Annotated in this window: 18 protein-coding genes; 10 read left to right on the forward strand and 8 right to left on the reverse strand. The window is 70.2% G+C overall.

Annotated features, from left to right (window positions below; all coding sequences use genetic code 11):
• Positions 1–471 precede the first annotated feature (471 nt).
• Entirely contained in the window at positions 472–3687 is a 3216-nt protein-coding gene (locus BR39_RS0115050) for a TonB-dependent receptor (RefSeq protein WP_029913499.1), read from the reverse strand.
• A gap of 617 nt (positions 3688–4304) precedes the next feature.
• On the opposite strand from BR39_RS0115050, the gene BR39_RS0115055 reads away from it, so the two are divergent.
• Positions 4305–4715, forward strand: coding sequence for a TIGR01244 family sulfur transferase (locus tag BR39_RS0115055; RefSeq protein ID WP_029913502.1), 411 nt, complete (start codon positions 4305–4307; stop codon positions 4713–4715).
• Between the two features lie 23 nt (positions 4716–4738).
• On the opposite strand, the gene BR39_RS26530 is transcribed toward BR39_RS0115055, so the two are convergent.
• Positions 4739–4891 carry a hypothetical protein gene (locus tag BR39_RS26530; RefSeq protein ID WP_156035787.1) on the reverse strand — a complete coding sequence of 51 codons (153 nt, stop codon included), beginning with the start codon at positions 4889–4891 and terminating at the stop codon, positions 4739–4741.
• A 78-nt stretch (positions 4892–4969) separates the two neighbouring features.
• Between BR39_RS26530 and BR39_RS0115065 the strand changes: the two genes are divergently transcribed.
• The gene (locus tag BR39_RS0115065; protein WP_029913504.1) at positions 4970–5863 is read left to right on the forward strand and encodes an MBL fold metallo-hydrolase; all 894 of its coding nucleotides are present in this window, start codon (positions 4970–4972) and stop codon (positions 5861–5863) included.
• 144 nt (positions 5864–6007) lie between these two features.
• Here the strand turns inward: BR39_RS0115065 and BR39_RS0115070 are convergent, their stop codons facing one another.
• Positions 6008–8938 (reverse strand): long-chain-fatty-acid--CoA ligase, encoded by a 2931-nt coding sequence (locus tag BR39_RS0115070; protein WP_029913506.1) that lies wholly within the window; start codon positions 8936–8938, stop codon positions 6008–6010.
• A 202-nt stretch (positions 8939–9140) separates the two neighbouring features.
• On the opposite strand from BR39_RS0115070, the gene BR39_RS0115075 reads away from it, so the two are divergent.
• Positions 9141–10916 (forward strand): ATP-binding protein, encoded by a 1776-nt coding sequence (locus BR39_RS0115075; protein WP_337685175.1) that lies wholly within the window; start codon positions 9141–9143, stop codon positions 10914–10916.
• Between the two features lie 49 nt (positions 10917–10965).
• Positions 10966–11373, forward strand: coding sequence for a hypothetical protein (locus tag BR39_RS0115080; RefSeq protein WP_029913512.1), 408 nt, complete (start codon positions 10966–10968; stop codon positions 11371–11373).
• Here BR39_RS0115080 and BR39_RS0115085 read toward each other — a convergent pair.
• Entirely contained in the window at positions 11370–12869 is a 1500-nt protein-coding gene (locus BR39_RS0115085) for a bifunctional aminoglycoside phosphotransferase/ATP-binding protein (RefSeq protein ID WP_029913515.1), read from the reverse strand. The two genes, BR39_RS0115080 and BR39_RS0115085, sit on opposite strands and share 4 nt — an antisense overlap.
• Before the next feature lie 239 nt (positions 12870–13108).
• Between BR39_RS0115085 and BR39_RS0115090 the strand changes: the two genes are divergently transcribed.
• Positions 13109–13780 (forward strand): TetR/AcrR family transcriptional regulator, encoded by a 672-nt coding sequence (locus BR39_RS0115090; protein ID WP_051695749.1) that lies wholly within the window; start codon positions 13109–13111, stop codon positions 13778–13780.
• Between the two features lie 124 nt (positions 13781–13904).
• Here BR39_RS0115090 and pdxH read toward each other — a convergent pair whose 3' ends face one another.
• Positions 13905–14570 (reverse strand): pyridoxamine 5'-phosphate oxidase, encoded by a 666-nt coding sequence (gene pdxH, locus BR39_RS0115095; protein ID WP_029913523.1) that lies wholly within the window; start codon positions 14568–14570, stop codon positions 13905–13907.
• Between the two features lie 81 nt (positions 14571–14651).
• On the opposite strand from pdxH, the gene BR39_RS0115100 reads away from it, so the two are divergent.
• From BR39_RS0115100 to BR39_RS0115110, 3 genes are all read left to right on the forward strand, one after another.
• On the forward strand, positions 14652–14993 hold the full coding sequence (locus tag BR39_RS0115100) for a hypothetical protein (protein ID WP_029913525.1): 342 nt from the start codon (positions 14652–14654) through the stop codon (positions 14991–14993).
• 40 nt (positions 14994–15033) lie between these two features.
• Complete coding sequence (locus BR39_RS0115105; RefSeq protein ID WP_029913529.1) at positions 15034–15735, forward strand: DnaJ domain-containing protein; 702 nt, start codon at positions 15034–15036, stop codon at positions 15733–15735.
• Between the two features lie 84 nt (positions 15736–15819).
• A complete protein-coding gene (locus tag BR39_RS0115110) occupies positions 15820–16296 on the forward strand; it encodes an ester cyclase (RefSeq protein WP_029913532.1) in 477 nt (158 codons plus the stop codon).
• Between the two features lie 5 nt (positions 16297–16301).
• On the opposite strand, the gene BR39_RS26535 is transcribed toward BR39_RS0115110, so the two are convergent.
• The 3 genes from BR39_RS26535 to BR39_RS0115125 form a co-directional block, all read right to left on the reverse strand.
• On the reverse strand, positions 16302–16463 hold the full coding sequence (locus BR39_RS26535) for a hypothetical protein (RefSeq protein ID WP_156035788.1): 162 nt from the start codon (positions 16461–16463) through the stop codon (positions 16302–16304).
• A gap of 228 nt (positions 16464–16691) precedes the next feature.
• On the reverse strand, positions 16692–18623 hold the full coding sequence (locus tag BR39_RS0115120; protein ID WP_035018581.1) for a sialate O-acetylesterase: 1932 nt from the start codon (positions 18621–18623) through the stop codon (positions 16692–16694).
• A 176-nt stretch (positions 18624–18799) separates the two neighbouring features.
• Positions 18800–21283 carry an exo 1,3/1,4-beta-D-glucan glucohydrolase gene (locus tag BR39_RS0115125; RefSeq protein WP_029913536.1) on the reverse strand — a complete coding sequence of 828 codons (2484 nt, stop codon included), beginning with the start codon at positions 21281–21283 and terminating at the stop codon, positions 18800–18802.
• A gap of 178 nt (positions 21284–21461) precedes the next feature.
• Here BR39_RS0115125 and BR39_RS0115130 point away from each other — a divergent pair, with 178 nt between their 5' ends.
• Together BR39_RS0115130 and BR39_RS0115135 are read left to right on the forward strand one after the other, a co-directional pair.
• A complete protein-coding gene (locus BR39_RS0115130) occupies positions 21462–23435 on the forward strand; it encodes a glycoside hydrolase family 97 protein (protein ID WP_029913541.1) in 1974 nt (657 codons plus the stop codon).
• Complete coding sequence (locus BR39_RS0115135) at positions 23435–25612, forward strand: sialidase family protein (RefSeq protein WP_029913544.1); 2178 nt, start codon at positions 23435–23437, stop codon at positions 25610–25612. The genes BR39_RS0115130 and BR39_RS0115135 overlap by 1 nt, the downstream gene beginning before the upstream one ends.
• The last annotated feature ends 5 nt before the right edge of the window (positions 25613–25617 follow it).

The raw sequence follows: 25617 nt of genomic DNA on the forward strand, positions 1-25617 counted from the left end.
GTCCTGTGTTTCAAGGAACCTGCCCAGGACCGCCGCGAAGGCGTCACTCAAGACCACCGGCGAGCGCTTCCCGCTCGTCCACCCCCGAAAGCCGTTCGGTCGCCGGCCGGACGCCCTTCCCATGCCTTCAGGTGGGATCAGGATACGGGCGCCTGGAAGGGTGAGGACAAGTTCGGTCGAAAAAGTTCAAGGCATTGAAAACGCTGAAGTCTGTTCGCCATCCGCCGAGGATAAGTCCGACCGGGGACATGCCCTTGCGGCGTGTCCCCAACCACCTGGCGCCGCGCGAGACCTGGGGACACGCCCAAGGGCATGTCCCCGTCAGCGGGCGACTTGGGGGACACGCACTCACCCCCGCGCCCGTGAGAAATCGGCAAGGCCCTGCCGTGAGTGCATGTCCCCGACGCCCCAAAGAAAAACGGCGGGCTCCGAGGAGCCCGCCGCCATTCCAGGTTCGATTGTGGTCGAGCCTTAGAAGTCCAGATCGAAGCCCAGACGCACGTAGCGCGGGGTCTGGTAGGCGATCGGGAAGCCGTACTGAGCGCGACGGCCGCCGGCGTTGCTTTCGCCACGCTCTTCGCGCGAGGTGATCGCGTCGGCGTTGAAGACGTTGAACACGTCGGCGCGCAGCACCAGGTTGCCGCCCAGGGCCATGATCTTTTCCGGCACGGTGTAGCGCAGGGACAGATCGAGGTTGGTTTCCCAGTCGGTTTCCAGAGCCGAACCACGCGGAACCGGGTGGCTGGCCTGGGCCAGGCTGCCGTCCGCGTTGAACGTCTTACACCAGCGCGAAGCGGCGGCGTAGTTTTGCGACGGACCATCGGTCGGGTGCAGGCCGAAGCAGCCTTGGTGCTTCGGCGAGATGACCCGGACGTTGGCGCCGAACATCAGGTTGTCGGTCACGGCGTAGCTGCCGAAGGCCTTGAACTGATGGGCGTGGTGGTTCGGCAGCAGGCCGTACTGGTTGTCGGTCAGACCGACGAAGTCGTACAGCACGGTCGAACCGGCGTCCGCCTGGGCGTTGTCCGACAGGACGGTGCCTTCGTAGTTACCCTTGCTTTCCGACAGGGTGTACGAGCCCTTCAGGCCCCACTTGCCGTCGAAGGCGCGCTCGAAGGTGAACTCCAGGGCGATGTATTCGCGCTTGGGCTTCGGGAAGCCCAGCTCGTCCTTGGTGAAGGTCAGTTGCTTCGGCAGGGCGGCGGCGGCGGCGATCGTCGCGGCGTCGAAGACCGCGGCGTCGGGCTGACGCAGATTGATCGTCAGGTCCGTGCCCGGATTGAAGACGATGTACTGCCAGGAGTTGGCGCCCCAGATCGTGTTACAGGCCGCCAGCGTCGCGCCGGTGGTGTGCGCGGCGCACCACTTGATGACGAACGGGTCGAGCGTGGTGTCTTCCGAGATGCGGTTCAGCTTGCGGTAGGTCAGGTTGACCCCGCCCTTCCACAGGTCGTTGAACTGACGCTCGTAGCCGACGGTGTATTCGTCTTCCTGCGAGGCCTTGATGCCCTGTTGAGCCTTGGAATAGGCCGGTTCGGCGACACCGAGACCGAAGGGAACGTTACAACCGGCGACGTTCGGGGTGCCGGCCACGACCGAGTTCGGGCAGCGGACCAGGAAGCCCGCATCGATACCCGGGTTGGTCGTCGTGGTGATCTGGGTGCCCAGAGCCGTCGGCGCGAAGTTGGCGCCGCGGGTGAAGTTCGGGGTGGTGCTGCCCGAACCAACCACGTAGCCCGGCGCGTAGAAGAACGTGCTGTAGCCCAGGTCGGCGCCGCGGTAGCTGAGGTTCGACGCCGGCGGGATGTAGTAGCGGCCGAACGAGGCCGAGACCTTGTCCTTGCCTTCGCCGACCGGATCCCAGGTCACGCCGATGCGCGGGCCCCAGTTGTTCTTCAGGTTCAGCACCGTCTCGCCCAGGAGGTTGTCCAGGGTGAACTTGTCGTTGCGGATGCCGAGCTGCAGGTTCAGGTCCGGGGTGATGTCCCAGGCGTCCTGGATGTACCAGGCGGCGTTCACGCCGTGCACCGGGGCGCCGCCGAAGCGGTTCGTCGAGATTTCGACGTAGTTCACGCCGGCCGGAACTTCCAGAGCGTCGCCCGTACCACCTTGGTGGTAGATGTAGGCGATACCCGTGGCGCCGGGGCCCGTGTCGATGTTGGCGTGGTTGAGCGTCGTCTTCTCGTGGTCGTAACCCGTGCGGATGTGGTGGTCACCCATCAGGTTGAAGTAGAAGTCGCCGTCGACGCGGTAGAACTCGCGCAGCGTCTTGCGGGTCTCGATCGAGCCCTGCTTCTGGTTGCTGAGGACGTTCAGAGCGCCGCTCGTGTAGTCTTCCTGCACCAGCGGGTCGACCGTGTTGGTCGGCAGGACGCTGTTGGAGTCGCGGTTGCGACCGTAGGCGGCCGACAGAGTGAACCAGTCGGTGAACGTGCCGGTGTAGCGCGCGACGTAGTTCACGCCGCCCTGACGGTAGACCGTCGACGGCAGCTGGGCGCCGATGACGTCGGTCGTGCCGTTATAGAGATAGGCGGTGCGGTCGATCGTCTTCTGGGTGTCGAAATAGGTCAGTTCGACGCGCTGACGGTCGGTGATGTAACCGTCGATCTTGGCGCCCCAGAACGGGTCGTTCGACTTGTCGACGGTGTACTGACCGGTGGTCTTGAAGGCCGTCGACTGCGAGTTCTCGCGTTGCTGGTTCAGCACGTAGAAGAACAGGTGGTCCTTGATGATCGGGCCGCTGACTTCGAAGGTGCCGCTCTTGCTCGACTGGGCGCCGCGGTGGTTGGCGATCAGGTACGAGTCCGGCGAGTCTTCGCGCATGCTGTCGAGTTCGAAGTTGCCGTGGACGGCGAACTTGAAGTCGTTGGAGCCCGACTTGGTGACGGCGTTGATGACGCCGCCCGTGGCGCGGCCGAACTCGGCGGGGTAGCCGCCGGTCTTCACTTCGACCGACTTGTAGAAGTCGAACGGCACTTCGGCGGCGCCGATGTACGTGTCGAAGTTCGTGATGTTCAGGCCGTTGATGTAGAAGGCGTTTTCAGCGACCGAACCGCCGCCGACCGAGGGTTGGCCGCCGAAGTTCGCGGCGCTCGGGGCGGTGCCCACGCGCGCGGCCGAACCGACGACGACGCCCGGAGCCAGTTGGACGACCGCGGTCAGCGAGCGGCCGATCGGCGCTTGCTTGGTCAGGGTCTCCATGTCGACGCTCAGACCCTTGGTCGTCGCGGCGAAGTCCAGCTGCGGGTTGGCGGTGGCGGTGACGACCACTTCGCTGACCGAGCCGCCGACTTCCGTCAGCGTGAACGAGTAGGCGGTCGAACCGCCCAGGGCGACGCGGACGTTGCCGTCGCTGGTCGGCTGGTAGCCTTCCTTGGCGATCGAGACCGAGTAGCCGCCGATCGGGATCAGGGGAACGCGGAACTGGCCGGCGCCGTCGGTGGTGACGGTGCGGGTGAAGCCTTGATCCAGCGACTTAACGGTGACGGTCGCGTCCGGAACGGTGACGCCGGCCGAGTCCTTGACGGTGCCGAGCAGCGAGCCCGAGCTGTAGTCCTGGGCGCTGGCGAGCGTCGGGATCGCCGTGGCGATCGCCGTGACGGCCAGCGGCGCGGCGACGGTGGCCAGACCGGCCAGCAGCGTCGACGTCAAAAGACGCGCGCGGGCGCCGCCCTTCGTGGAATTCATCTTCATAATATCCCCTCTGACATGGCGAAGCATCCCGACCGCCCGCACGCGCCCTTTTCGGGGGCGTTACGTTCGGCCTGTCTGGATTTTTGCCCCAACTCCACCACGAGAACTTAGGTGTCCCGGAAAACATTTCCCCGGTTGGGGTGACGTTAGGAGGCGCGCCGCGCGCCGGTCAATTCCCATTACCAGTCTGTAATCACATCGCCTGGGGCTGTCGCATTATCGCAACACGATCGCCTCATTTCTGACGAACGCCGCTCAGATTTTCCACAAACCGCCGGATAACATGGGTCTCACCCCCTGTATCCCGTTGGTCGCACAGGCAAATTCCACCCGGACCCCGGCGGAGGGCGCCCCTCGCCCGCGACCGGGCGCCGGAGGGTCAAAAACAGCCGCCTGCGGGTTGACATCCGAGAAATCACCCCACGAAACGTGGCTTTTAGCGGTACCAAATGCCGAACCCTGACGATCGGCGAGAAATTCTTCCTATGTATCGCCCAAATTTCCGTCACATTTGCTCGCCGGCGACCGTTGCACGGGCGCCCGAGTACCGGGATGATGAGGGCGCGCCGCCGCGGCGCCGTCTCTTCCATTTGCCCACGAGCGACATGCCCATGACCGCGTTCCGACGTGTTACCGACTCGCTTTCGGTCAGCCCCCAGATCGCGCTCGACGACCTGGGCCGCGCGGCCGGCGAAGGTTTCGTCCTGGTGATCAACAACCGCCCCGACGACGAGGAGCCCGGCCAGCCGTCGAGCGCCCAGGTCGAGGCGGCGGCCCGGGCCGCGGGTCTGGACTATGTGCATATCCCGGTGCGGGGCGGGCCGACCTTCGACCAGGTCGAGGCCGTGCGGCGCGCGGTCGAGGGCGCTGAAGGGCCGGTCCTGGCCTTCTGTCGTTCGGGCACGCGCTCGATCGTCACCTGGTCGCTGGGCCAGGCGGCCTCGGGCGCAGCCGACCGCGCTGAGCTGGTGCGCCTGGGCGCCGACGCCGGCTACGACCTGTCGGGCGTGCTGGGGGTCTAGCGCCCCAGCGCCCGGTCGTCCGGCTAGTAGTGGTGGGTCAGGCCGACCCGGGCCGCCATCGCCGCCGGTTCGGGCGTGCAGCTGGCCACCACGAACTGGGCCACGATGAGACACAGGATGGCGAAGGCCGCGCGCTGGAGCCGTTTTGAAACAAAAATCGCTGCGTCGGCGGCCATGATCCGTACTCCTGGAGGTTCACGGGCCGCCCACCGCAAGACCGGCGCCGCTCCGCCCCTCGAAAGGCCGATATCGACATGATCCCCTTCGTCCGCGAGATCGAGTTCGAGTACGGCCGCTGCGACCAGGTCTCGCCGCTGATCCGCCGGGTGATCGCCGACAATCCGGGGCCGTTCACCTATGTCGGCACCGGCACCTACATCGTCGGGCGCGGGACGGTGGCGGTGATCGATCCGGGTCCCGATCTGGACGGCCACCTCCAGGCGCTGCTGGCGGCGCTGGAGGGCGAGACGGTCAGCCACATCCTGGTCACCCACCACCACAGCGACCATTCCCCCCTCGCCCGTCCGCTGCAGAAGGCGACCGGAGCGACGATCTTCGGCCGCCGCGCGCCGCACCTGGCGGAGCTGGCGCCGGGCCTGGCGCTGGAGGCCGGCGAGGACGAGGGCTTCCGTCCCGACGTCGAGATCGCCGACGGCGACGCGTTCGACGGTCCGGGCTGGACCCTGCGCGCCGTGACCACGCCCGGTCACACCTCCAACCATGTCTGCTTCGCCCTGAAGGAAGAGAACGCCCTGTTCTCCGGCGACCACGTCATGGGCTGGTCGACCACGGTGATCACCCCGCCCGACGGCGACATGGGCGACTATTTCGCCAGCCTGGAGAAGGTGGCGGCGATGGGGTTGGAGACCCTGTGGCCCACCCACGGCGCGCCGGTGCGCGAGGTGGCGCCGTTCCTCCAGGCCTATGCCGACCACCGCCGGGCGCGCGAGGCCCAGGTGCTGGCGGCGCTGACCGAGGGCCCGACCACGATCAAGGCCATGGTCCCCACCCTGTACGCGGCCGTCGATCCGCGCCTGCATCCGGCGGCGGCGATGTCGGTCCTGGCGCACATGCTGCTGCTGGTGAAGGAAGGGCGGGTCGTGACGGAGGGCGAGCCGGGGTTGGACAGTCTTTATCGGCTGGCCTGATCACTTGCCCCCTACGGACCGCTTCGCGGTCGTCTTCCCCCACAGGGGGAAGAGTGCTGTGGCCGGCGCCGCGCGTGAGGCTCCGCCCCCTACGGGGGCGGACAGACCGCGTGGCGGTCAGGTGGGGGCAAGGGTGTGAGCCCTCTACCCCCTCACCACCGCCAGCAGATCCCCCACCCGGCGGCAGTTGCGGCCCATGTCGCCGCCGGCCTCGCGGCCGACCGCGCGCATGTCGACCCGCGCGCCCGAGGCGTCGGGGCGCACCCGCACCACCAGGTCGTCCTTCAGCCCGTACCAGAAGCTCTGGCCGGTGGCCTCGAGCCGGCCGTCCATCGGGTCGTCGGTGACGATCGAGAGGCCCGCGGCCTGGACGGCGGCCTTGGCGGCCTCGTAGGCGTCGGCTGGCGAGCGCGTCAGGACCAGGGGCCGGGCGGCCGGGCAGGTCTCGGCGTTGACGTCGGCGATCCGGCGGCCGGCATAGGCCAGCGAGCCGACCGGCAGGCTGGGATCGGCCTCGACGGTCTGGGCCTCGCCGCCCCGCGCCGCCAGGGCGGCGTCCGACAGCATCAGCGGGGTCTTCCAGTCGGTGGAGACGTCGTGCACCGGCGGCGCGCGGCCGCCCATGGCGTTGGCCGCGACCATGACGCCCAGGGTGGCGACGGTGACCGCCAGGGCCAGCAAGGCCTTCTTCCAGTGCCGCGAGAAGCCGCCGAACAGCGCGAAGATCAGGCCCAGAACGCCCGTGGCGACGCCCAGCATGGCCGCCTTGGGCGCCCAGTCCAGGGTCATCTGGTCGTAGCCGAGGGCCAGCGGGATCACCCCGGCCTTCACGCCCAGGGCGCCGGCCCCGACCAGCAGGGCGGGCGCCAGGGCGATCAGCACGATCAGGTCCAGCAGGCCGCCGGTGAACCCGCCCTTGGACCGGCCGCCCGTCTCGGCCTTCTTCGCCTTCGACGTCCCTCTGCCCTTCCTGCCTCGGCGTTCGGGGACCACCGGCATGGCCAGCGGCGCCTCCTCGGCCACGAAGACCGGCTCGGCGTGGAAGGCCTCCTCCGGCACCGGGGCCAGGGTCGGCGCGGCGGGCAGCGGGCCGAGGGGGAAGTGCTCCTCCTGGCCGCGTTGCTCGAACGCCGGCTCGACGTGAGGCGCGGGCGCCGGGCGCGGCGCTTCGGCGGGGCTGGCGGCCGCCGCCGCGGCGGCCTCGGCCAGCAGCGAGGCGACGGGCGTCGCGCCCCCGGCCTCGGCGTCGGCGTGCGCCAGGGCCTCGACCACCTCGGGCTCGGGGATGGGCGGCGGCTCCGACAGCGGCTCTTCCGGTTCGGGCGCGTAGATCCGCGCGGCCTGGGCCCCGTCGGCGGCGGCCAGGGCGGCGGGCGGCGGCTCGGGCCTGGGCTCGTCCTCCGCCCGGGCGACGGTCGCGGCCGCCAGGCCCGGCAGGACATAGTCCTTCATGCGCTGGCGGATCAGCTTCTTGTCGATCTTGCCGGTCGCGCCCAGCGGGATCTCGTCGACGAAGACCACGTCGTCGGGCATCCACCACTTGGCGATCTTGCCCTGCAGGAACTCCAGGAACTCTTCCTTGGTGGCGGTCTCGCCGTCCTTCAGCTTGACCAGCAGGATCGGCCGCTCGTCCCACTTGGGATGCGGCACGCCGATCACCGCCGTCATCGCCGCCTTGGGATGGCCCAGGGCGATGTTCTCGATGTCGATCGAGCTGATCCACTCGCCGCCCGACTTGACCACGTCCTTGGCCCGGTCGGTGATCTGCATGAAGCCGTGGTCGTCGATCGTGGCCACGTCGCCGGTGTCGAAGAAGCCCTCGTCGTCGAGGATTCTGCCGCCGGCGCCCCGGAAGTATTCGGCGGCGATGATCGGGCCGCGGATCTTCAGGTTGCCGAAGCTCTTGCCGTCGTGCGGCAGGCGCTGGCCCGCGTCGTCGGTCAGCTTCAGCTCCACGCCCAGCGGCGGCCGGCCCTGCTTGAGGCGGTAGGGCATCTGCTGGTCGTAGGGCAGCTTCTCCAGCTCGTCGGTCATGACCGACAGCGTGCCGACCGGCGAGGTCTCGGTCATGCCCCAGGCGTGGACCACCTCGACGTCGTAGTCCTCCTGGAAGGCGCGGATGATCACCTCGGGACAGGCCGCCCCGCCGATCACCACCTTGCGCAGGTTGGGCAGCTTGCCGCCGCTTTCCTTCAGGTGCTGCAGCAGCATCTGCCACACCGTCGGCACGGCGGCCGAGAAGGTCACGCCCTCGGTGTCCAGCAGCTCGTAGATCGACGCCCCGTCCATCTTGGCGCCGGGCATCACCATCTTGGCGCCGGTGCCGGGGGCCGAGAACGCCACGCCCCAGGCGTTGGCGTGGAACATCGGCACCACCGGCAGGATCACGTCCTTCTGCGACAGGCCCATCACGTCGGGCTGCAGGGTGATCAGGGTGTGCAGGAAGTTGGAGCGGTGCGAGTACAGCACCCCCTTGGGGTCGCCGGTCGTGCCCGAGGTGTAGCAGAGCCCCGCCGCCGTGCCCTCGTCGAACCCGCCCCAGGCGCAGTCGGCCGAATGCTCGGCGACCAGGTCCTCGTAGCAGAGCAGGCCCTTGAAGTTGGGCGCCTCGCCGGCCGGTTTGAAGTCGGCGGGCATGTGGGCGCGGTCGGTGAACAGCACCACGTGCTCGACGGTGGGCAGGTGGTGCAGGACGCCGGCGATGATCGGCAGGAAGGTCAGGTCCACGAAGATGGCGCGGTCGCCGGCGTGGTTGGCGATCCAGGCGATCTGCTCCGGGAACAGGCGCGGGTTCAGGGTGTGGCAGACGGCCCCCACGCCCATGATGCCGTACCAGGCCTCCATGTGGCGAGCGGTGTTCCAGGCCAGGGTGCCGACGCGGTCGCCCGGCTTGATCCCCAGGCCCAGCAGCGCGTTGGACACCCGCTTGGCGCGGTCGTGGATCGCGCCGTAGGTGGTGCGGACGATGGGCCCCTCGACCGATCGCGTGACGACTTCGCGCCCGCCATGCCACAGGGCGGCGTGGTCGATGATCTTGTCGACCGTCAAAGCCCCGTGCTGCATCAAGCCCTGCATCGTTCCCCGCTCTCTCAGTCCATTATCGTTGTTCAGGCAAGGCTAGCGGCGCGCGGCCCCCGGCGCAACGCGCGGCGCGCCCGAGGCGAACCCGGGCCGCATCGCGCTGATCCGCCGCAGCCCTTGTTCAGCTCCTGGAAGCCTTGATCGTCTATAATCGGTCGACTGGACGACATAGCGGGCTGGGATTCGAGTGGGACGAGTGGACGCCATCTTGGCCGACGATCGGCTGGACGAAGTGGCGATGGACACCCACCGCCTGCTGCTGTCCCGCGTGATCCCCGCGGCGATGGCGGCCGGCGTCACCCAGATGGCCCTGGGCCTGAACTTCGCCCTGTGCTGGCTGACGGTGTTCCTGGCCAGCGAAGGCCTGGCGCGACTGGCGACCGGGCGGTTCAAGCCGGGCGTCGCCGGCACGCCGACCATGCGCGCCGTCTTCCTGCTGGGCGCCCTGCCGATCAACCTGACCTGGTCGTGGCTGGCGGCGGCGATGTGGTTCTCGCCGCTGCACGACATGCGGCTGGCCGCCGCCTCGGTGTGGGTGGGCCAGATCGTCTACACCCAGAACTTCCGCCACCAGCCGGCCGCCCTGGTCGCGGTGTCGGCCTTCGCGCCGATGGTCAGCCTGGTGGTCTTCCCGCTGTTCTTCTTCCCCGACCAGGGCGTGGGTCCCAACATCGCCCGCTGGGGCCTGGTCATGGTGGTGGCCACGACCCTGAACGTCATGCTGGCCAACCGCGCCGCCGCCAAGCGGATGGACGCCCTGACCCGCGGCCTGCGCGAGGAGCGCGAGCGGGCCCTGGAGGCCAACCGCGCCAAGTCGACCTTCGTGGCCGTCACCAGCCACGAGCTGCGCACGCCGATGAACGGCCTGCTGGGCATGGCCTACGCCCTGGACCGCAGCAACCTCAACGAGGCCCAGCGCCGCCACGTGCGCCTGATGATCAAGTCGGGCGACAGCCTGATGCAGGTGCTCAACGACGTGCTGGACCTGTCGAAGATCGAGGCCGGCAAGGTCGAGCTGGACCGGGTGGCCGTCAACCTGCACGACCTGGTCCGCGCGGCCGGCGACGCGTGGCGCGACGCCGCCGCCGAGAAGGGCCTGTGGCTGAAGGTCGAGATCGCCCCCTCCTCGCCCGCCTGGATCCTGGCCGACCCGCAGCGCATCCGCCAGGTGCTGATGAACCTGATCTCCAACGGCCTGAAGTTCACCAGCCAGGGCGGGGTGACGATCCAGCTGTCGGCGCGCAACGCGCCCCTGGCCGACGGCGACAGCGAGATCCGGCTGCGGGTGATCGACACCGGCGTCGGCGTCGACGCCAACGTCCACGACCGCATCTTCGAAAGCTTCACCCAGGCCGACAACGCCGTCTCGCGCAGCCATGGCGGCACGGGCCTGGGCCTGACCATCTCGCGCGCCCTGGCCCGCCAGATGGACGGCGACCTGGTCCTGGAGAGCGGCGTCGGCGGGGCGACGTTCGTCTTCACCCTGCACGCCACGCCGATCGCGGCGCAGGCCGTAACGGCGGCGGTGATCGACGAGGTCGAGGATCAGGACGAACCCGACCTAGACGCCCTGCGCATCCTGATGGCCGAGGACAACGCCATCAACCAGGTCGTGGTGCGCACCATGCTGGAGGCCACCGGCGTGGGCCTGACCGTGGTCGGCGACGGCCAAGCGGCGCTGGACGCCCTGGCGACCGAAACGTTCGACGCGGTGCTGATGGACATCAACATGCCGGTGATGGACGGCATCACCGCCCTGGGCGAGATCCGCGCCGGTCGCGGGGGCGACCCGGCGATCCCGGTCATCGCCCTGACCGCCTCGGCCATGTCGGGCGACCGCGAGCGCTTCCTGGCCATGGGCTTCGACGACCACCTGGGCAAGCCGATCCGTCCCGTGGAACTGCTGTCGTCGATCTGCGGCGCGGTGCGCGGCAAGGCCAGGGGCTGCGCGGAAGCGGCGACGGGGTCGTAGCGGCCAGGGTCCGATTGACTTCCGCCGGGGCGCGACGGAGCCTCGGGCCATGATCCGAGCTCCTGCTTCCGCCCTGACGATCCTGGCCCTGGCCTGGTGCGTCTCCGCAAATCCAGCGTCCGCCGCCGATCCCCTCTCCACCATTACGGCGCGCGTGCTGTCGACCTCCCCCGTCACCGGCTTCTCGGACGGAGTCGAGGAGCTGGCCTATTCCGTGAGGCTGAAGCCCGTCGATCCGCCCGGAGCGGCGATCACGGCGATCGCGAGGGAGCCGTGCCCGCGCGGCAAGGATCGCGATCAGCTCTATTCCATACTGATCAGCCAACGGCCGGCGGTCCTGGGCATGGGCGTCGGCGACGCCGCCGCGAGGCCGGCCACCGCGAACATCTTCTCCTGCAAGCTCGTTGCTTCGCCGGGTCCCGTCCAGGGCGCGACGCCCCAGCCCCAGCAGCCCTAGCCCATCGACTCCGCCAGGGCCCGGGCCTCGTCCTCGAAGGCGCTGACCGTGTCGACCCTGCGCCAGGCGATCTCGCCGGTGTCGCGGGTCAGCTGGCTTTCCAGCACCGCCACGTCGGCGTCCGAGGCGTCGTTGACGCGGGCGGCGACGCGGGCGCGCAGCACCTCGGGCGGGGCCTCCAGCCAGACGCCCTGGAAGGCCACGTCGACCTCCTTCGCCAGGGCCTCGGCGCGGGCGCGCTGCTCGGGCTTGAGGAACACCGCGTCGACCACCACCGAGCGGCCGGCCGCCAGGGTCAGACGGGCGTCGCGGAACAGCTCGTCATAGACCTTGTCGCTCATTTCCGGCGTGTAGGCCTCTTTCGGCAGGCGCTGCAGCGAGGGCACGCCGCACAGGCGCTTGCGGATCTCGTCGGTGCGCAGGACCACCGCGCCCGGCGCCGCGCCCAGGCCCGGCGCGCAGACGCGGGCGAAGGTCGACTTGCCCGAGCCCGAGAAGCCGCCGGTGGCCACCAGGCTGACCGGCTTGGGCGCCAGGTGCTCCAGGGCCGTGGCCAGGTAGGCGCGCGCGGCTTCGTCGTCGTTGCTGTAGGCCCAGACGTGGGTGCGCACGGCGGCGCGGACGCTGAGCATCAGCGGCAGGGCGGCCAGCCCGGTCCACAGGCCCTCGCCGAACGTGCGGGCGGCCTCGTCCAGATAGGCGTTCAACACCCGGCCGGCCGCGTCGCGACGACGGCGGAAGTCCAGGTCCATCAGCAGGAAGGCCAGGTCGTACTGGATGTCGATGTCCGACAGCGAGTCGTTGAACTCGATGCAGTCGAACAGGATCGGCTTGTTGTCCTCGACCAGGATGTTGCCCAGGTGCAGGTCGCCGTGGCAGTGGCGGGCGAAGCCCTGGCCGGCCCGCGCGTTCAGCAGCGGACCCAGGCGCTCCAGCGCCAGGTCGGTCTCGGCGATCAGCCGTTCCACCGCCTGGGCGCCCAGGCGCGGGGCCAGGCCGCGCAGCAGGTTGGCGTTCGAGGCGATGGTGTAGCCCAGGGCCCCCACCCCGCCGCCCTTCGGACGCAGCGGCGCCCCGGCGTGGAACTGGGCGATGGTGCGGCCCAGCGACTCCTCCAGCGCGTCGTCGATGGCCCAGGGCTGCTGGGCCAGCACGCCCTGCTCGTCGAAGCGGCGCATCTCCAGCAGGTACTCGACCACCTCGCCGGCCCCGTCCATCTCGACCCCGCCGTTGCCGGTCCGCGTCAGGCGGCGCACGGCGCGATAGATGTCGGGCGCGGCGGCGCGGTTGAAGGAAAGCTCGCGCTCCAGCGACCAGCGGCGCAGCTCCAGGGTGGAGTAGTCGAGAAAGCCGAAATTGACCGGGCGCTTGACCTTCCAGGCCGCCTCCCCGACCAGGAACACGCGGGCGCACGAGGTCTCGATCACCCGATCGGCCCGCTCGCCCATCCAGGCGGCCACTTCCTGCTCGCGAACCGTCTCCGCGTCCTTGATCACGCCCAAGCCTCGTCCAAAACACCGGAGCCTTCCGAACAGGCTCCATTTCATCATTCCGAGCATGGCGGCCGCCGAAACCGGCATCCACTTTCGGCTGCCATGCCCTGGGATTTTCGCCCCTGATCCGGGCGAAGGCGTCCCCATAGCGGAAAGTTCGCGCGGCGTCGCGCCCGGCGCGCTTGCTTACGCTTAAGTTGCATGTCTATGGTCCGTGAACCATAGATCGAGTCATAACCACAATGCTCGCAGGCGCTGTCCTCACCCGCTCGGAACGCAAGAAGAGCGAGATCCTCAACGCCGCGCGCGGCGTGTTCCTGCGGGAGGGCTATACGGCCGCCGGCATGGAGGCCGTCGCCCGGATGGCCGGCGTGTCCACCGCCACCCTGTACGCGCACTTCCCCAGCAAGGCCAAGCTGTTCGAGGTGGTGGTCAACGAGGCCGTGGGACGCATGGCCGAGCCCGTGCGCGCCAGCCTCGAGGTCCAGGGCGACGCCCGCGCCCGCCTGACCGCCCTGGCCCTGGCCTATGCCGGCGTCATGTCGCGCCCGGCCACCCGGGCCATGTTCCGGATGGTGGCGGGCGAGCGGCCGCGCTTCGGGGCCGTGACCGACCCCGTCCTGCACAGCGCGCACCAGGACCTGAGGCGCGCGGCGATCCAGGTCCTCGAGGACCTGGTCGAGACCGGCGAACTGACCATCGGCCAGCCGGCCTGGGCGGGCGGCCAGCTGCTGGGCATGCTGGACGACGCCACCCTGGTCCTGGGCCTGACCGCCGGCGACGAAGCCCAGCCGCTCCGGCCGCTGGCGGACATCTGCGCGGACGCGGTGGAGACCTTCCTGGCGCGGTATGGGGCCAAAATCCCTCTCCCAGAGGGAGAGGGAGGGGCCCACGCTGAAAGCGTGGGAAGGTGAGGGGTTAAGGCGTCAACCGGCGCGCCGGCAGGGCGTTCGCGTGAAAACGGCAAGGGTGTAACCCCTCACCCTCCCACCGCTTCGCGGCGGGTCCCTCCCTCTCCCAATGGGAGAGGGTGTCTGCTCAGGGAAACAGCCGCCTGGTCTCCCACCCCTCGCCGGCGCGGTCGTAGACCAGCCGTTCGTGCAGGCGGAACGGGCGGTCGCGCCAGAACTCGATGACTTGGGGGACGACGCGATAGCCCGACCAGTGCGGCGGGCGCGGCACCTTGCCCAGGCCGAACTTCAGGGCCATCTCGGCCACCCGGCGCTCCAGGGCCAGGCGGTCGGGCAGCGGCCGCGACTGGTCGCTGGCCCAGGCGCCCAGCTGGCTGTGGCGGGCGCGGCTGGCGAAATAGGCGTCGGCCTCGGCCTCGGTGACCGGTTCGACCACGCCGCGCACCCGCACCTGGCGGCGCAGCGACTTCCAGTGGAACAGCAGGGCCGCCTTTGGTTGGCCGGAAAGCTCAACCCCCTTGGCGCTCTGGGTGTTGGTGTAGAAGACGAAACCGCGCGCATCGACGCTCTTGAGCAGCACCATGCGCGAGTCCGGCAGGCCGTCGGCGTCGACCGTCGACAGGGCCACGGCGTTGGGATCGCTGGGCTCGCCCTTGCCGGCCTCGGCCAGCCAGTCCTCGAACAGGTGGATCGGATCGCCCTCGGGCAGCAGCGGCGGGGGCGTCGCCTCGGTCACCTGTCGGACATAGTCGTCCTCGGAGGGCGAGGCGGGGATCAGGGGCGCGTCGGTCATGGGACGGATATAGAGCGGCGGGTCACGCTTGACGAGGATGGCCGGTCGCGCGCATCTGCCGCGCGACATGAAGGACACCCTATGAAACTCGGCACGCGGGCGCGACTGGCCTGGATCCCCCTGGCGCTGTGGTGCGCGGCCGGCCTGTGGATCGGCTATGCCCAGGCGATCAAGTGGAAGGGCGACGACACCCAGGACTGGATCATCCTGGCGGCCGGCGGCCTGTTCCTGTTCGCGGGCGGGGCCTGGAACTTCTGGCGGCTGCGGGCCAAGGCGGCCGAGCGGGCGCGGGTCGAGGGGCCCGAGGTCGACGTGCCGGTCACCTGGCACAAGCGCAGCGGCTCGTGGGCGGTGATCGCCTTCGTGGCGGGCGTGTTTGGGATCTTCGGCCTGGTCTGGCTGCTAAGCGGTCAGATTCGTTAACTTAACCCCCCGTTGACCAAAGGGCGGCAGGGTCGGCGGCATGACCGCCGGCTCGTCCTCCGTCCTCAGCCTCCAGGCCGCCCGCGCCATCCTCGGCGTCGCGCCGGGCGCCGACGAGCGCGAGCTGCGGGCCGCCTATCGCGAAGCCGCCAAGCGCGCCCACCCCGACCGTCCCGGCGGCGACGCGGCCCTCTTCCGCGACGTGCTGGCCGCCTATCGCCTGCTGCAGGACGCCCCGGCCCGCCAGATCCATTTCCCGCCCGCCGTGGCCGAGCCGGCCCGGGTCGAGCAGGCCGTCCTGCAGGTCGACGCCGCCCTGGCCTTCGCCGGCGGGACCCTCGACCTGGCGCTGGACGGCCGCAAGCTGCGCCTGACCCTGCCCGCCGGCCTGCGCGAGGACGACAAGGTGCGGGTCGAGAACGTGACCTTCCGCGTGACGCTCAAGCACGACCCCGACGCCCTGGTGCGCGGCGGCGACCTGTGGCTGACCGCGCGGCTGGACGCCCGCGCCCTGGCCGAGGGCGGCCGCATCGAGGTGGCCACGGCCCTTGGCCCGCGCCTGGTGTGGATCTCGACCAAGGCCGCCGCGCGCGGCCTGGTGCGCCTGCCGGGCCAGGGCCTGCCCGCCCGCGGCCCGCACCGCGCCGGCGACCTCTTCCTGCGCCTGGAGGCCCTGGGCGAAGGCGCCGAGAGCGTCGCCCGCTCGCAGCTCAAGCGCTTCGCGGCCGCCTGGGCGGCCTAAGCGGCGGCTTAGCGCTTCCAAACGCCCGTTCGACGATCCTATGATCCGCCCGACGCCGCCCCAGAGCGGCCGGGAGGACGGATCATGACCGACGAAGCCCTGCGCGCCCGCCGCGAAAAGATCGTGCGCGAGCACATGGCCGACGAGATCGACCACGCCTGGGACAAGGTGCTGGCCACCTTCCCCCACCCCCACTACGAGATCATCGCCACCGGCGCGGTCCATGACGGCCGCCCCGACGTCGAGCGCTACTACACGACCTCGCGCCAGACCTTCCCCGACCAGCGCAACACCCTGCTGTCGCTGCGCCATGTCGACGACGGGATCGTGGTGGAGTTCATTCTTGAAGGAACCCAGTCGGGCCCGCTGGGCCCGCTGCCCGCCACCGGCCGCCCGTTCAGCTGCCAGATGACCGCCTTCTTCCTGTTCGACGGCGAGACCCTGGTCTGCGAGCGGATCTATTCCGACACCCTGACCATCGTGCGCCAGCTACTGGGCGGCATGACGGCGATGGACGCGCTGGGCGCCCTGGTGGCGGCGGCGGGGGCGAAGGCGGCTTAGGCCCCCTACTCTTCCTCGTCTTCGGTCTTGAAGCTGTACGGCTCGGCCGGCGGCAGGCAGTCGACCAGGATCTGGGCCGTCAGGCCCGGCTCGGCGACGACGGAAGGCTGCTCGCCGAACACGGCCTCCCACAGTTCGGCCAGTTCCTGGTACGCGACATCGGGCACGCTACGCTCTCCTCACGAGAGACAAATGCCTTTTCGGTCAATGCGTTGCTGGTTAACGGCGCGCGCGGTTCAGCGCGCGCCGTCCGCCCCCTGCCCGCGCCGGGCCGCGTCCAAACCCGGGTTCGGTTGCGCCCCAGCACAAGCCAGACCACCAGCGTAGGCGCGGCCGAAGGCGGGTGGAAATCGAGCGAAACCCTCGGAATCCGCCCGGTCGCGGCCCAGACGAGCCTAGGGCGCCACCGCCATTTCGAACGGCGTCGCCGGTAATCCGGTGACTCCGTAGAGGTTGAGGATCGGGCTGTCGGCCCAGGCGAAGCGGACCTTGGCCGGCGAGAAACCAGCCGGGACCGCCAATCGAACCCCCTCGCCCGTCAGGGCGGCCTCGGCGAAACGGCAGCCGCCCGCCGCGTCGCACAGCTCGAAGCCGACGGGCCGGACGTCGGCCTGCACCACCGCCGGCTGGTCCAGCCGCACCACCACCGCGCCGCCGGAGAGCGTCGCCGACAGCGGGGCCGGCCCGGCGGCGACCAGGGTCGTCTCGCCATAGGCCAGCTTGCGGGCCTGCAGGGCCAGGCGGTGGCCGACCTGCTGCTTGTTGGCCGGATGGATGTCGTAGATGTCGCCGATGTCGACGGCCGAGGCCAAACCGACCTTGGGATCGGCCGCCGCCGTCCGGCGCTGGGCGTCGCGCACGCCCGCCCAGCCGGACTCGACGGGCGCGGTGTGGCGCGGTCCGAAGTCGGCCAGCTGCACCACCAGGAACGGAAGGTCCGGCCCGCCGCCCTCCGCCTTGAACGCCGAGCGCCAGTCGGCGACCAGGGCCGTGAGCAGGCGCTGGTAGGTCTGGGGCTCGGCGACATTGGCCTCGCCCTGGTACCAGGCGAAGCCCCTGACGCCGTAGGGGACCAGCGGGGCGATCATGCCGTTGCGCAGGGTCGACAGGCCGCTGGTCCCCACCCACGGGGCGGTGGGCGGCAGGCCCGACTGCGCGATGGTGGCCGAGACCTTGTAGCGCCAGGTCGCGCCCAGCGGGGCGAACGACCCGTCGTCGAACTTCAGCCCCTTCTGGGCGGCCGGGCCCCAGGCCCCGCCGCCGCCGCTGGTGTCGATGGCCCGCACGGCGATCAGGTTCGGCCCGGCCTTCAGCACGCCCGGCGCGATCCTGTAGTTCCGCGGCCTGTCCCAGCCCTGCGACGAGCCGATCTCGCGGCCGTTGACGAAGGTGGTGTCCAGGTCGTCGATCGGCCCCAGCGACAGGGTCGCGCCCTGCCTGGCCTGCTTGGCGGTCAGGGTGATCGTGGCCCTCAGCCAGATCGTGCCGTCGAAGGTCTCGAGCCCGGGATTGGTCTCCCAGAACTGTTCGGCCGGCATGGTCTTCCAGTCGCGGTCGTCGAAGTCCGGGCGATTCCAGGTCGCGGCCTGGGGCTCGGCCTTGGCGGCCCAGCGGCCCAGCATGGCGCTCCAGTTGGCCATGCCCAGGTCCGGCGACTTGGCGTAGTCGGCCAGCACGGCCAGGCCCTCGTCATAGCCGCCCAGGGCGTGCAGGCCCTCGCGGCTGATCCAGTCCTGGATCACCGACCCGCCCCAGGTGGCGTCGATCAGGCCCACCGGAACTCCGGTGGTCTTCTTGATCTCGCGGCCCATGAAGAAGCAGGCGGCGCTGAAGTTATTGGCCGACTCCGGGGTCGCCGGACGCCAGGCCGCCTCCTTGGGCAGGGCCGTCGTCGGCTCGGGCAGGCTGGTGCGGCCGGTCTGCAGCAGGCGGATGTTCGGGTCCGCCGAATTGGCCGCCTCGGCCTCGCCGGCCAGCGACCGGCGCAGCGGGTATTCCATGTTCGACTGGCCCGAGCACAGCCAGACGTCGCCGACCAGCAGGTCCGAGATCGTCTGGCGCTCGCCGCTCGTCTGGGCCGTCAGGGTCAGGGCCGCGCCCGGCTCGCGAGCGGCAAAGGTCGTCGACCAGCGGCCCTGGGCGTCGGCCGTCGCCGTGGCCTTGGCCTCGTCCAGCGACAGCTCGACCGCCTCGCCCGGCCAGGCCGCGCCCCACACCCGGATCGGCTGGCCGCGCTGGAGCACGGCGTGGTCGGTGAAGACCGGGGCCAGCAGCGGGGCGGCCTGGGCAAGGGCCGGGCCCAGCGCGGTCAGAGCCGTTGCGGCCATGAGGCCAAGGAACTTCGAGCGCATGAGCCTACTCCCAAAATCCGCTCATCCCGGCGCATGCCGGGACCCAGAGGGAATGGCTTTGAGGCTGACGCCAAAGGCGCTGAGCCCTTCCAATCATCCACACCGCCATAGGATCTGGGTCCCGGCGTTCGCCGGGATGAGCGGAATAATAATTAGTCCTGAGCCTTCGCCGGGCAGGTCGCGCCCGCCGGTTCGGTGGTCAGCTTGACGGTCTGCAGCGACACCGTGAGCGAACCCGGGGTCGACAGAGCGAACGGCGTGGTGACCTTGGTCACGTCGGTCCCGGCCGCCTGGAAGCACTTGAGCGGCACCTTCAGGCTCTTCCACTCGCCCGTCGGCGCGGCGTTCAGCACCGGCGTCAGGTCCAGCTTGCCCCAGCCGTTGGCCAGGGTGACCAGACCGGTCGGCTTGGCGTCCAGCCGATACTCGACCAGCAGGTTCATCTCGGCGTTGGTCTGGAACGACAGGTCGAAGGCCTCGTCGGCCGCCAGGGCGACCGTGGCCGGCTTGTCGCCCGAGAAGATCAGCTGGCGGCCGGCCTCCTGCACGTTGCCGGCGTCGACCGGGCGGATCTGCACCGCCGTGGTCGGCGTGGCCTTGAACTCGAACGGCGCGGGCGTCTTGCCGGCCACGAAGTAGTCGCTGACGTTCTCGGTGGCGACCGTGAAGCCCGGCTTCTCCGACAGGGTCCCGACCCGGACCTTGGAGGCGTAGGTCAGGCCGTAGCCGTAAGCGAACTGCGGGTCGTAGCCCTTGTCGCCGCGGTTGAGGGTGAACTGGCCGGCCGTCTTGGGCCAGCTGAACGACAGCTTGCCGTGGAAGTCGGTGCGCGGCTTGCCGGCCTTGTCGCCGATCAGCACGTCGGCGATCCCGCCGCCTTCCGAGCCCGGCAGCCAGGCGGCCACGAAGGCGTCCGAGGCGTTGATCTCGGGGTTCACCCACAGCGGCCGGCCCGACAGGAACACGGCCACCACCGGCACGCCGGCCGCCTTCAGCTTCTTGAGCAGGGCCAGGTCGGTCTTCTTGCCGGGCTGGAATTCCAGCGTCTTGATGTCGCCCACGCCCTCGGCGTAGGGCGTCTCGCCGAACACCACGATGGCCACGTCCGGCTTCTTGTCGAAGCTGCCGTCGACGCTCAGCGTCGCCGTGCCGCCCGAGGCCTCGACCGTCTCCTTCAGCCCCGAATAGATCGACTGGGCGTTGGGGAAGTCGGCCTTGGTGTTGCCCGTGCCCTGCCACGACAGGGTCCAGCCGCCGGCCTGCTGGCCGATGTCGTCGGCGCCCGAACCGGCCACCAGGATGTTGGCGCTGGCCTTCACCGGCAGCACGCCGTTGTTCTTCAGCAGCACCAGAGACTCGCGCACCGCCTGGCGGGCGATGGCCTTGTGCTCGGGCGAGGCCATGACGGACTCGCGGCCCTCCAGCGGACGCGCCTGCTGGAACAGGCCCATCTTGGCCTTCACGCGCAGGATGCGGCGCACGGCGTCGTCGATGCGGGCCATCGGGATCTCGCCCGACTTCGCCTGGGCCAGGGTGTTGGCGTAGAGCTCCTTCCAGCTGTCGGGCGCCATGTACATGTCGAGGCCGGCGTTGGCGGCCTGCGGACAGTTGCGGGGCGTGCAGCCGGCCACCTGGCCGTGGCCGTTCCAGTCGCCGACGATGAAGCCGTCGAAGCCCATCTTGCCCTTCAGCACGTCGGTCAGCAGGCTCTTGTTGCCGTGCATCTTCTCGCCGTTCCAGCTGGAGAACGAGGCCATGACGGTCAGGGTCCCGGCGTTGATCGCCGGCACGTAGCCCTGGGCGTGGAGACGGATCAGGTCGGCTTCCGAGACCTGGGTGTCGCCCTGGTCCTTGCCGTTGTGGGTGCCGCCGTCGCCGAGGAAGTGCTTGGCGCTGGCCGCCACGTGGCCCTGCTGGATGACGCCGCCCTGGCTGACGGCGCCCTGCAGGCCCAGGATCATCTGGCCGGCGTAGCTGCGGACGATCTCGGGGTCTTCCGAATAGCCCTCGTAGGCCCGGCCCCAGCGGTCGTCGCGCGGCACGGTCAGGGTCGGGCCGAACGCCCAGTCGAAGCCGCTGGCGGCGGTTTCCTGCGCCGTGGCCGCGCCGATCTTGCGGATCAGCTCGGGATCGCGCGTGGCGCCCAGCGCGCTGTTGTGCGGAAAGAGCGTGGCGCCGACGGCATTGCCGTGGCCGTGCACGGAGTCGATGCCGAACATCAGCGGGATGTGCGTGCCGCCCTGGCGCTGGTCCGCGGCGGCGCGGAAGGCCTCGACCGACTTGACCCACGGGCCGATCGGCGAACGGTCGGGCGCGCCCAGCGGCGGCGAGCTGCCGCCGGCCAGGATCGAGCCCAGGGGATAGGTCTTCAGGTCTTCCGGCTTCACCGAGCCGATGTCGCCCTGGATCATCTGGCCGACCTTCTCCTCGAGGGTCAGCTTGGCCAGCAGGGCGTCGACGAAGGCCTCGGTCTGGGGATCCACCAGGCCCTGGCTCTTGGCCGCGGGCCACAGGGCGGGATGGGCGGTGCTCTTGGAGTCGGCGGCGGAGGCCGCGCCGGTCATGACGGTGGTCGTCAGGAGGGTGGTCGCCAGCAACGCGGCGCAGAAGGCCTTGGTGTTCATAACTCCCCACATTTTATCGTTCGGTTCCGACAACGTTGTCAGTCGCACGCCGACGATGTCGGGGCAATCCGTACGCCTTGCTGGTACCGGTATCTAAAAGCTCGACGGCGATCCATACACGGTCTAATTTGTGTGACAAATAGAAACGCCCATTAAGCGGCCGATAAGCAACCAGCGGGGAAACGACCACATGCGGACTCATGCAGCGGGCCTGATGGCCGGTGCGGCCATGGCGATCGTCGCCGCCTCTCCCGCCTTCGCCGCCGAACAGCGGCTGACCTCGCCCGACGGCGCGTTGCAGGTCACGGTTTCCGACAGCGACGGCCAGGCCCGCTACGCCGTGGCCTACAAGGGCCAGCCCCTGCTGGCGCCCTCGCCGCTGGGCCTGGTGCTCAGCGCCGGCGGCTCGCTGAGCCACGGGCTGAAGATCGCCGGCGCCGCGCCCTCGAGCGGCGACGCGACCTACGATCTCGTGGCCGGCAAAACCCGGACGGTCCGCGACCGCTACAACCAGCTCGACGTCGACTTCCAGGAGCCCGAGGGCGGCAAGCGCCGGCTGCGGGTGATCGTGCGGGCCTATGACGACGGCGTCGCGTTCCGCTACGTGCTGCCCCGTCAGCCCGGCCTGGACGCGGTGAACATCCGCAACGAGGAGACCCGCTTCGACTTCCCGGCCGACTACCGCTGCTGGGGCCTGAACCTGGGCAAGTTCGGCACCAGCCACGAGGGCGAGTTCGATCCGGTCCAGGCCTCGAAGCTGCGCGAGCACAATCTCTACGACGCGCCCCTGGTCTGCGAGGGCGCCAACGCCGCCTTCGCCATCGCCGAGGCCGACCTGAAGGACTATGCCGGCCTCTACCTGACCGGACGCGGCGACGGCGGGCTGGGCGTGCAGGCCAAGCTGTCGCCCCGCCTGGACGATCCGACCGTGGCCGTGCGCACCCGCATCGGCGCCGACGTGGTCTCGCCCTGGCGCGTCGTGATGGTGGCCCCCAAGGCCGGCCAGCTGATCGAAAGCAACCTGGTCACCACCTTGAGCGCGCCGTCGAAGGTGGCCGACACGTCCTGGATCAAGCCGGGCAAGGCGGCCTGGGACTGGTGGAACGGCCCGTCGATCAGCGGCGTGGCCAAGCCCGGCATGAACGCCGAGACCATCAAGCGCTACATCGACTTCGCGGCCGCCAACGGCCTGGACTACATGCTGATCGACGAGGGCTGGCACGCGGGCGCCGGCGGCGGCGGGGCGGTCCAGCCGGGCGTCGACGTCACCCGCCCGATCCCCGAACTCGATCTGCCCGGCCTGATCGCCTACGCCAAGGAGCGCAAGGTCGGCCTGTGGCTGTGGCTGAACTGGAAGGCCCTGGACGCCCAGATGGACGAGGCTGTCCCGCTGTACGAGCAGTGGGGGATCAAGGGGATCAAGGTCGACTTCATGGACCGCGACGACCAGGCCATGGTCGACTACTACCACCGCCTGCTGACCAAGGCCGGCCAGCACCATCTGATGGTCGACCTGCACGGCGCCGAGCATCCGACGGGCCTTATCCGCACCTATCCGCACTACCTGACCCAGGAAGGCGTCATGGGCGCGGAGTACAACAAGTGGAGCCGGCGGGTGACCGCCGCCCACAACGTCACCCTGCCCTACACCCGCATGCTGCTGGGGCCGATGGACTACACGCCCGGCGGTTTCCGCAACGTGGCGCCGGCCGCGTTCGATCCGCGCAACACCCTGCCCTTCGTCCAGACCACGCGCGGCCAGGCCCTGGCCATGTACGTGGTCTATGACAGCCCGTTCGGGATCGTCGCCGACAGCCCCGACACCTACAAGGACAGCCCCGCGGGCCTGGACTTCGTCGCCGCCGCCCCCACCACCTGGGACGAGACGCGGTTCGTGGCGGGCGAGATCGGCCAGTCGGTCGTGCTGGCCCGCCGCAAGGGCGCGGACTGGTGGATCGGGGCGATGACCAACGACGCCGGCCGGACCGTGAAGATCCCGCTGGGCTTCCTCGGCGCGGGCGCCTTCACCGCCGACATCCGCCAGGACGGGGCGGCGCCGACCGACCTCGTCGCCTCGACGCGGACGGTGAAGGCCGGCGACGTCCTGACCCTGAAGCTGGCGCCCAGCGGCGGCGCGGCCGTCCGTCTGACGCCGGCCCGCTAGTGCCTCGCCTTCAACGCATCCTGGCCCTGGCGGTCGCGGCGGGCGTCGTGGCGTTCGCCGGGACCGCGCCCGCCGCCGCGCCCAAGGTCCAGCCCTACGGCTGGAACACCGTCGAGGTGTTGGGCGGCGGCTTCGTCAGCGGGGTGGTCTATCACCCGACCGAGAAGGGGCTGGTCTATGCCCGCACCGACATCGGCGGGGCCTATCGCCTGGACCGGACGACCGGCCGCTGGGTCGCCCTGAACGACGCCCTGCCCCGCGCCGACGGCCAGCTGGCCGGAGCCCTGAGCCTGGCGGTCGATCCGCGCGATCCGGACCGGCTCTACATGGCGGCCGGCGAGTACACCCGTCCCGGAGCGCGCGGCGGGGCCGTGCTGCGCTCCACCGACCGCGGCGCCACCTGGGCCAAGACCGAGCTGCCGGTCGGCATCGGCGGCAACGAGGACGGTCGCAACACCGGCGAGCGGCTGATGGTCGATCCGGCCCAGGGCGCGGTGCTGTTCCTGGGGACCAAGGAGGGCCTCTATCGCAGCGCCGACCACGGGGCGACCTGGTCGCGGGTCGAGGCCTTCCCGCGCCTGCACGTCACCCTCGTCGCCTTCGATCCGGTGATGAAGACCAAGACCGGCGAGACGGCGATCCTCTACGCCGGCGTGGCCGGGGAGCGCGGGGGCGGCCTGCTGGTCAGCACCGACGGCGGCGCGACGTGGGGTCTGGTCACCGGCCAGCCGAAAGGCCTGGTCCCGCATCATCTGGCCATCGACGCCAAGGGCGTCGTCTACATCGCCTACGGCAACGGCCTGGGCCCCAACGACGTCACCGACGGCGCGGTCTGGAAACTGGACCCCGACACCGGCGCCTGGACCGACATCACCCCGGTCAAGCCGCAGGGGACGGACGTCTTCGGCTATGGCGGCCTCAGCCTCGACCCCGCCCATCCGGGGACGATCGTGGTCTCCACCCTGGATCGCTGGGCGGCGGGCGACGACGTCTTCCGCAGCACCGACGGCGGCAGGAGCTGGAAGGCCCTGCGCGAGAAATCCGAGCACGACACCGGCGGCGCGCCCTGGGTGCGCAGCCTGGAGTCCAAAACCGGCCGGGCCATGGGTCACTGGATCGGCGACATCGACATCGACCCGACCAATCCCGACGAGGCGATCTATGTCACCGGCTACGGCCTGTGGCGGACCACGAACCTGACCGAGGCCGACCGCTCGGGCGCCACCCACTGGCGGTTCGACGACGAGGGCCTGGAGGAGACGGTGGCCCTGGAGCTGGTCAGCCCGCCCGGCGAGCCCCTGATCAGCACGATCGGCGACATCGGCGGCTTCCGCCACGACGACCTCGATCGCGCCGCCGCCAGCCGCTATTTCGACCCGCACGGCGGCACCAATCGCGGGCTGGACTATGCGGCCCTCAAGCCCCAGGTGCTGGTGCGGACCAGCGACCCGACGCCCACGGCCGGCTTCCGCTCGACCGACGGCGGCCGGACCTGGACGCCCTTCGCCGCCTCCCCGCCCCGCGACGCCCACATCCACACCGGCCGCATCGCCCTGTCGGCCGACGGCGCGCGGATGGTCTGGGCCATGCGCAACGCCGCCCCCTACGTCTCCAGCGACGACGGCAGCACCTGGCGGCCGGTGCAGGGCGTCACGAAGGGCGAGCGCCCCGACTTCACCCCGGCCTCGGACCGCGTGAACCCGCTGCGCTTCTACGTCTATGACGCCGCGCAGGGCGCGGTCCTGGCCAGCGCCGACGGCGGCGAGACCTTCAAGGTCACGGCCCGGGGCCTGGCCGGCGGCGGCCCGCTGAAGGCCGTGCCCGGGATCGAGGGCGAGGTCTGGCTGCCCACGTCCCAGGGCCTGATGCGCTCGACCGACGGCGGCGCCGGCTTCAAGGCCGTGGCGGGCGTCGACGACGCCGGCCTGGTCGGCTTCGGCAAGGCCGCCCCGGGCCAGGCCCATCCGGCGGTGTTCGTCTGGGGCAAGGTCGGCGGCGTCGAGGGCGTGTTCCGCTCGGACGACGTCGGCAAGACCTGGATCAAGCTGCACGACCAACGCTGGGGCTTCGCCGAACTGCGCGCCCTGACCGGCGATCCGAACCGCTACGGCCGCGTCTATCTGGGCGTCCACGGCCGGGGCATCCTCTACGGCGATCCGTCGCCCGCCAAGAACTAGGGACA

The organism is Caulobacter sp. UNC358MFTsu5.1, from assembly GCF_000712075.1.
Classification (GTDB): domain Bacteria; phylum Pseudomonadota; class Alphaproteobacteria; order Caulobacterales; family Caulobacteraceae; genus Caulobacter.

What these genes read in the sequence shown, in the direction of transcription:
- BR39_RS0115050 (WP_029913499.1), bottom strand. Translation starts at nt 3,687, where the DNA reads ATGAATTCCACGAAGGGCGGCGCCCGCGCGCGTCTTTTGACGTCGACG.
- BR39_RS0115055 (WP_029913502.1), top strand. Translation starts at nt 4,305, where the DNA reads ATGACCGCGTTCCGACGTGTTACCGACTCGCTTTCGGTCAGCCCCCAG.
- BR39_RS26530 (WP_156035787.1), bottom strand. Translation starts at nt 4,891, where the DNA reads ATGGCCGCCGACGCAGCGATTTTTGTTTCAAAACGGCTCCAGCGCGCG.
- BR39_RS0115065 (WP_029913504.1), top strand. Translation starts at nt 4,970, where the DNA reads ATGATCCCCTTCGTCCGCGAGATCGAGTTCGAGTACGGCCGCTGCGAC.
- BR39_RS0115070 (WP_029913506.1), bottom strand. Translation starts at nt 8,938, where the DNA reads ATGCAGGGCTTGATGCAGCACGGGGCTTTGACGGTCGACAAGATCATC.
- BR39_RS0115080 (WP_029913512.1), top strand. Translation starts at nt 10,966, where the DNA reads ATGATCCGAGCTCCTGCTTCCGCCCTGACGATCCTGGCCCTGGCCTGG.
- BR39_RS0115090 (WP_051695749.1), top strand. Translation starts at nt 13,109, where the DNA reads ATGCTCGCAGGCGCTGTCCTCACCCGCTCGGAACGCAAGAAGAGCGAG.
- pdxH (WP_029913523.1), bottom strand. Translation starts at nt 14,570, where the DNA reads ATGACCGACGCGCCCCTGATCCCCGCCTCGCCCTCCGAGGACGACTAT.
- BR39_RS0115100 (WP_029913525.1), top strand. Translation starts at nt 14,652, where the DNA reads ATGAAACTCGGCACGCGGGCGCGACTGGCCTGGATCCCCCTGGCGCTG.
- BR39_RS0115105 (WP_029913529.1), top strand. Translation starts at nt 15,034, where the DNA reads ATGACCGCCGGCTCGTCCTCCGTCCTCAGCCTCCAGGCCGCCCGCGCC.
- BR39_RS0115110 (WP_029913532.1), top strand. Translation starts at nt 15,820, where the DNA reads ATGACCGACGAAGCCCTGCGCGCCCGCCGCGAAAAGATCGTGCGCGAG.
- BR39_RS0115120 (WP_035018581.1), bottom strand. Translation starts at nt 18,623, where the DNA reads ATGGCCGCAACGGCTCTGACCGCGCTGGGCCCGGCCCTTGCCCAGGCC.
- BR39_RS0115125 (WP_029913536.1), bottom strand. Translation starts at nt 21,283, where the DNA reads ATGTGGGGAGTTATGAACACCAAGGCCTTCTGCGCCGCGTTGCTGGCG.
- BR39_RS0115130 (WP_029913541.1), top strand. Translation starts at nt 21,462, where the DNA reads ATGCGGACTCATGCAGCGGGCCTGATGGCCGGTGCGGCCATGGCGATC.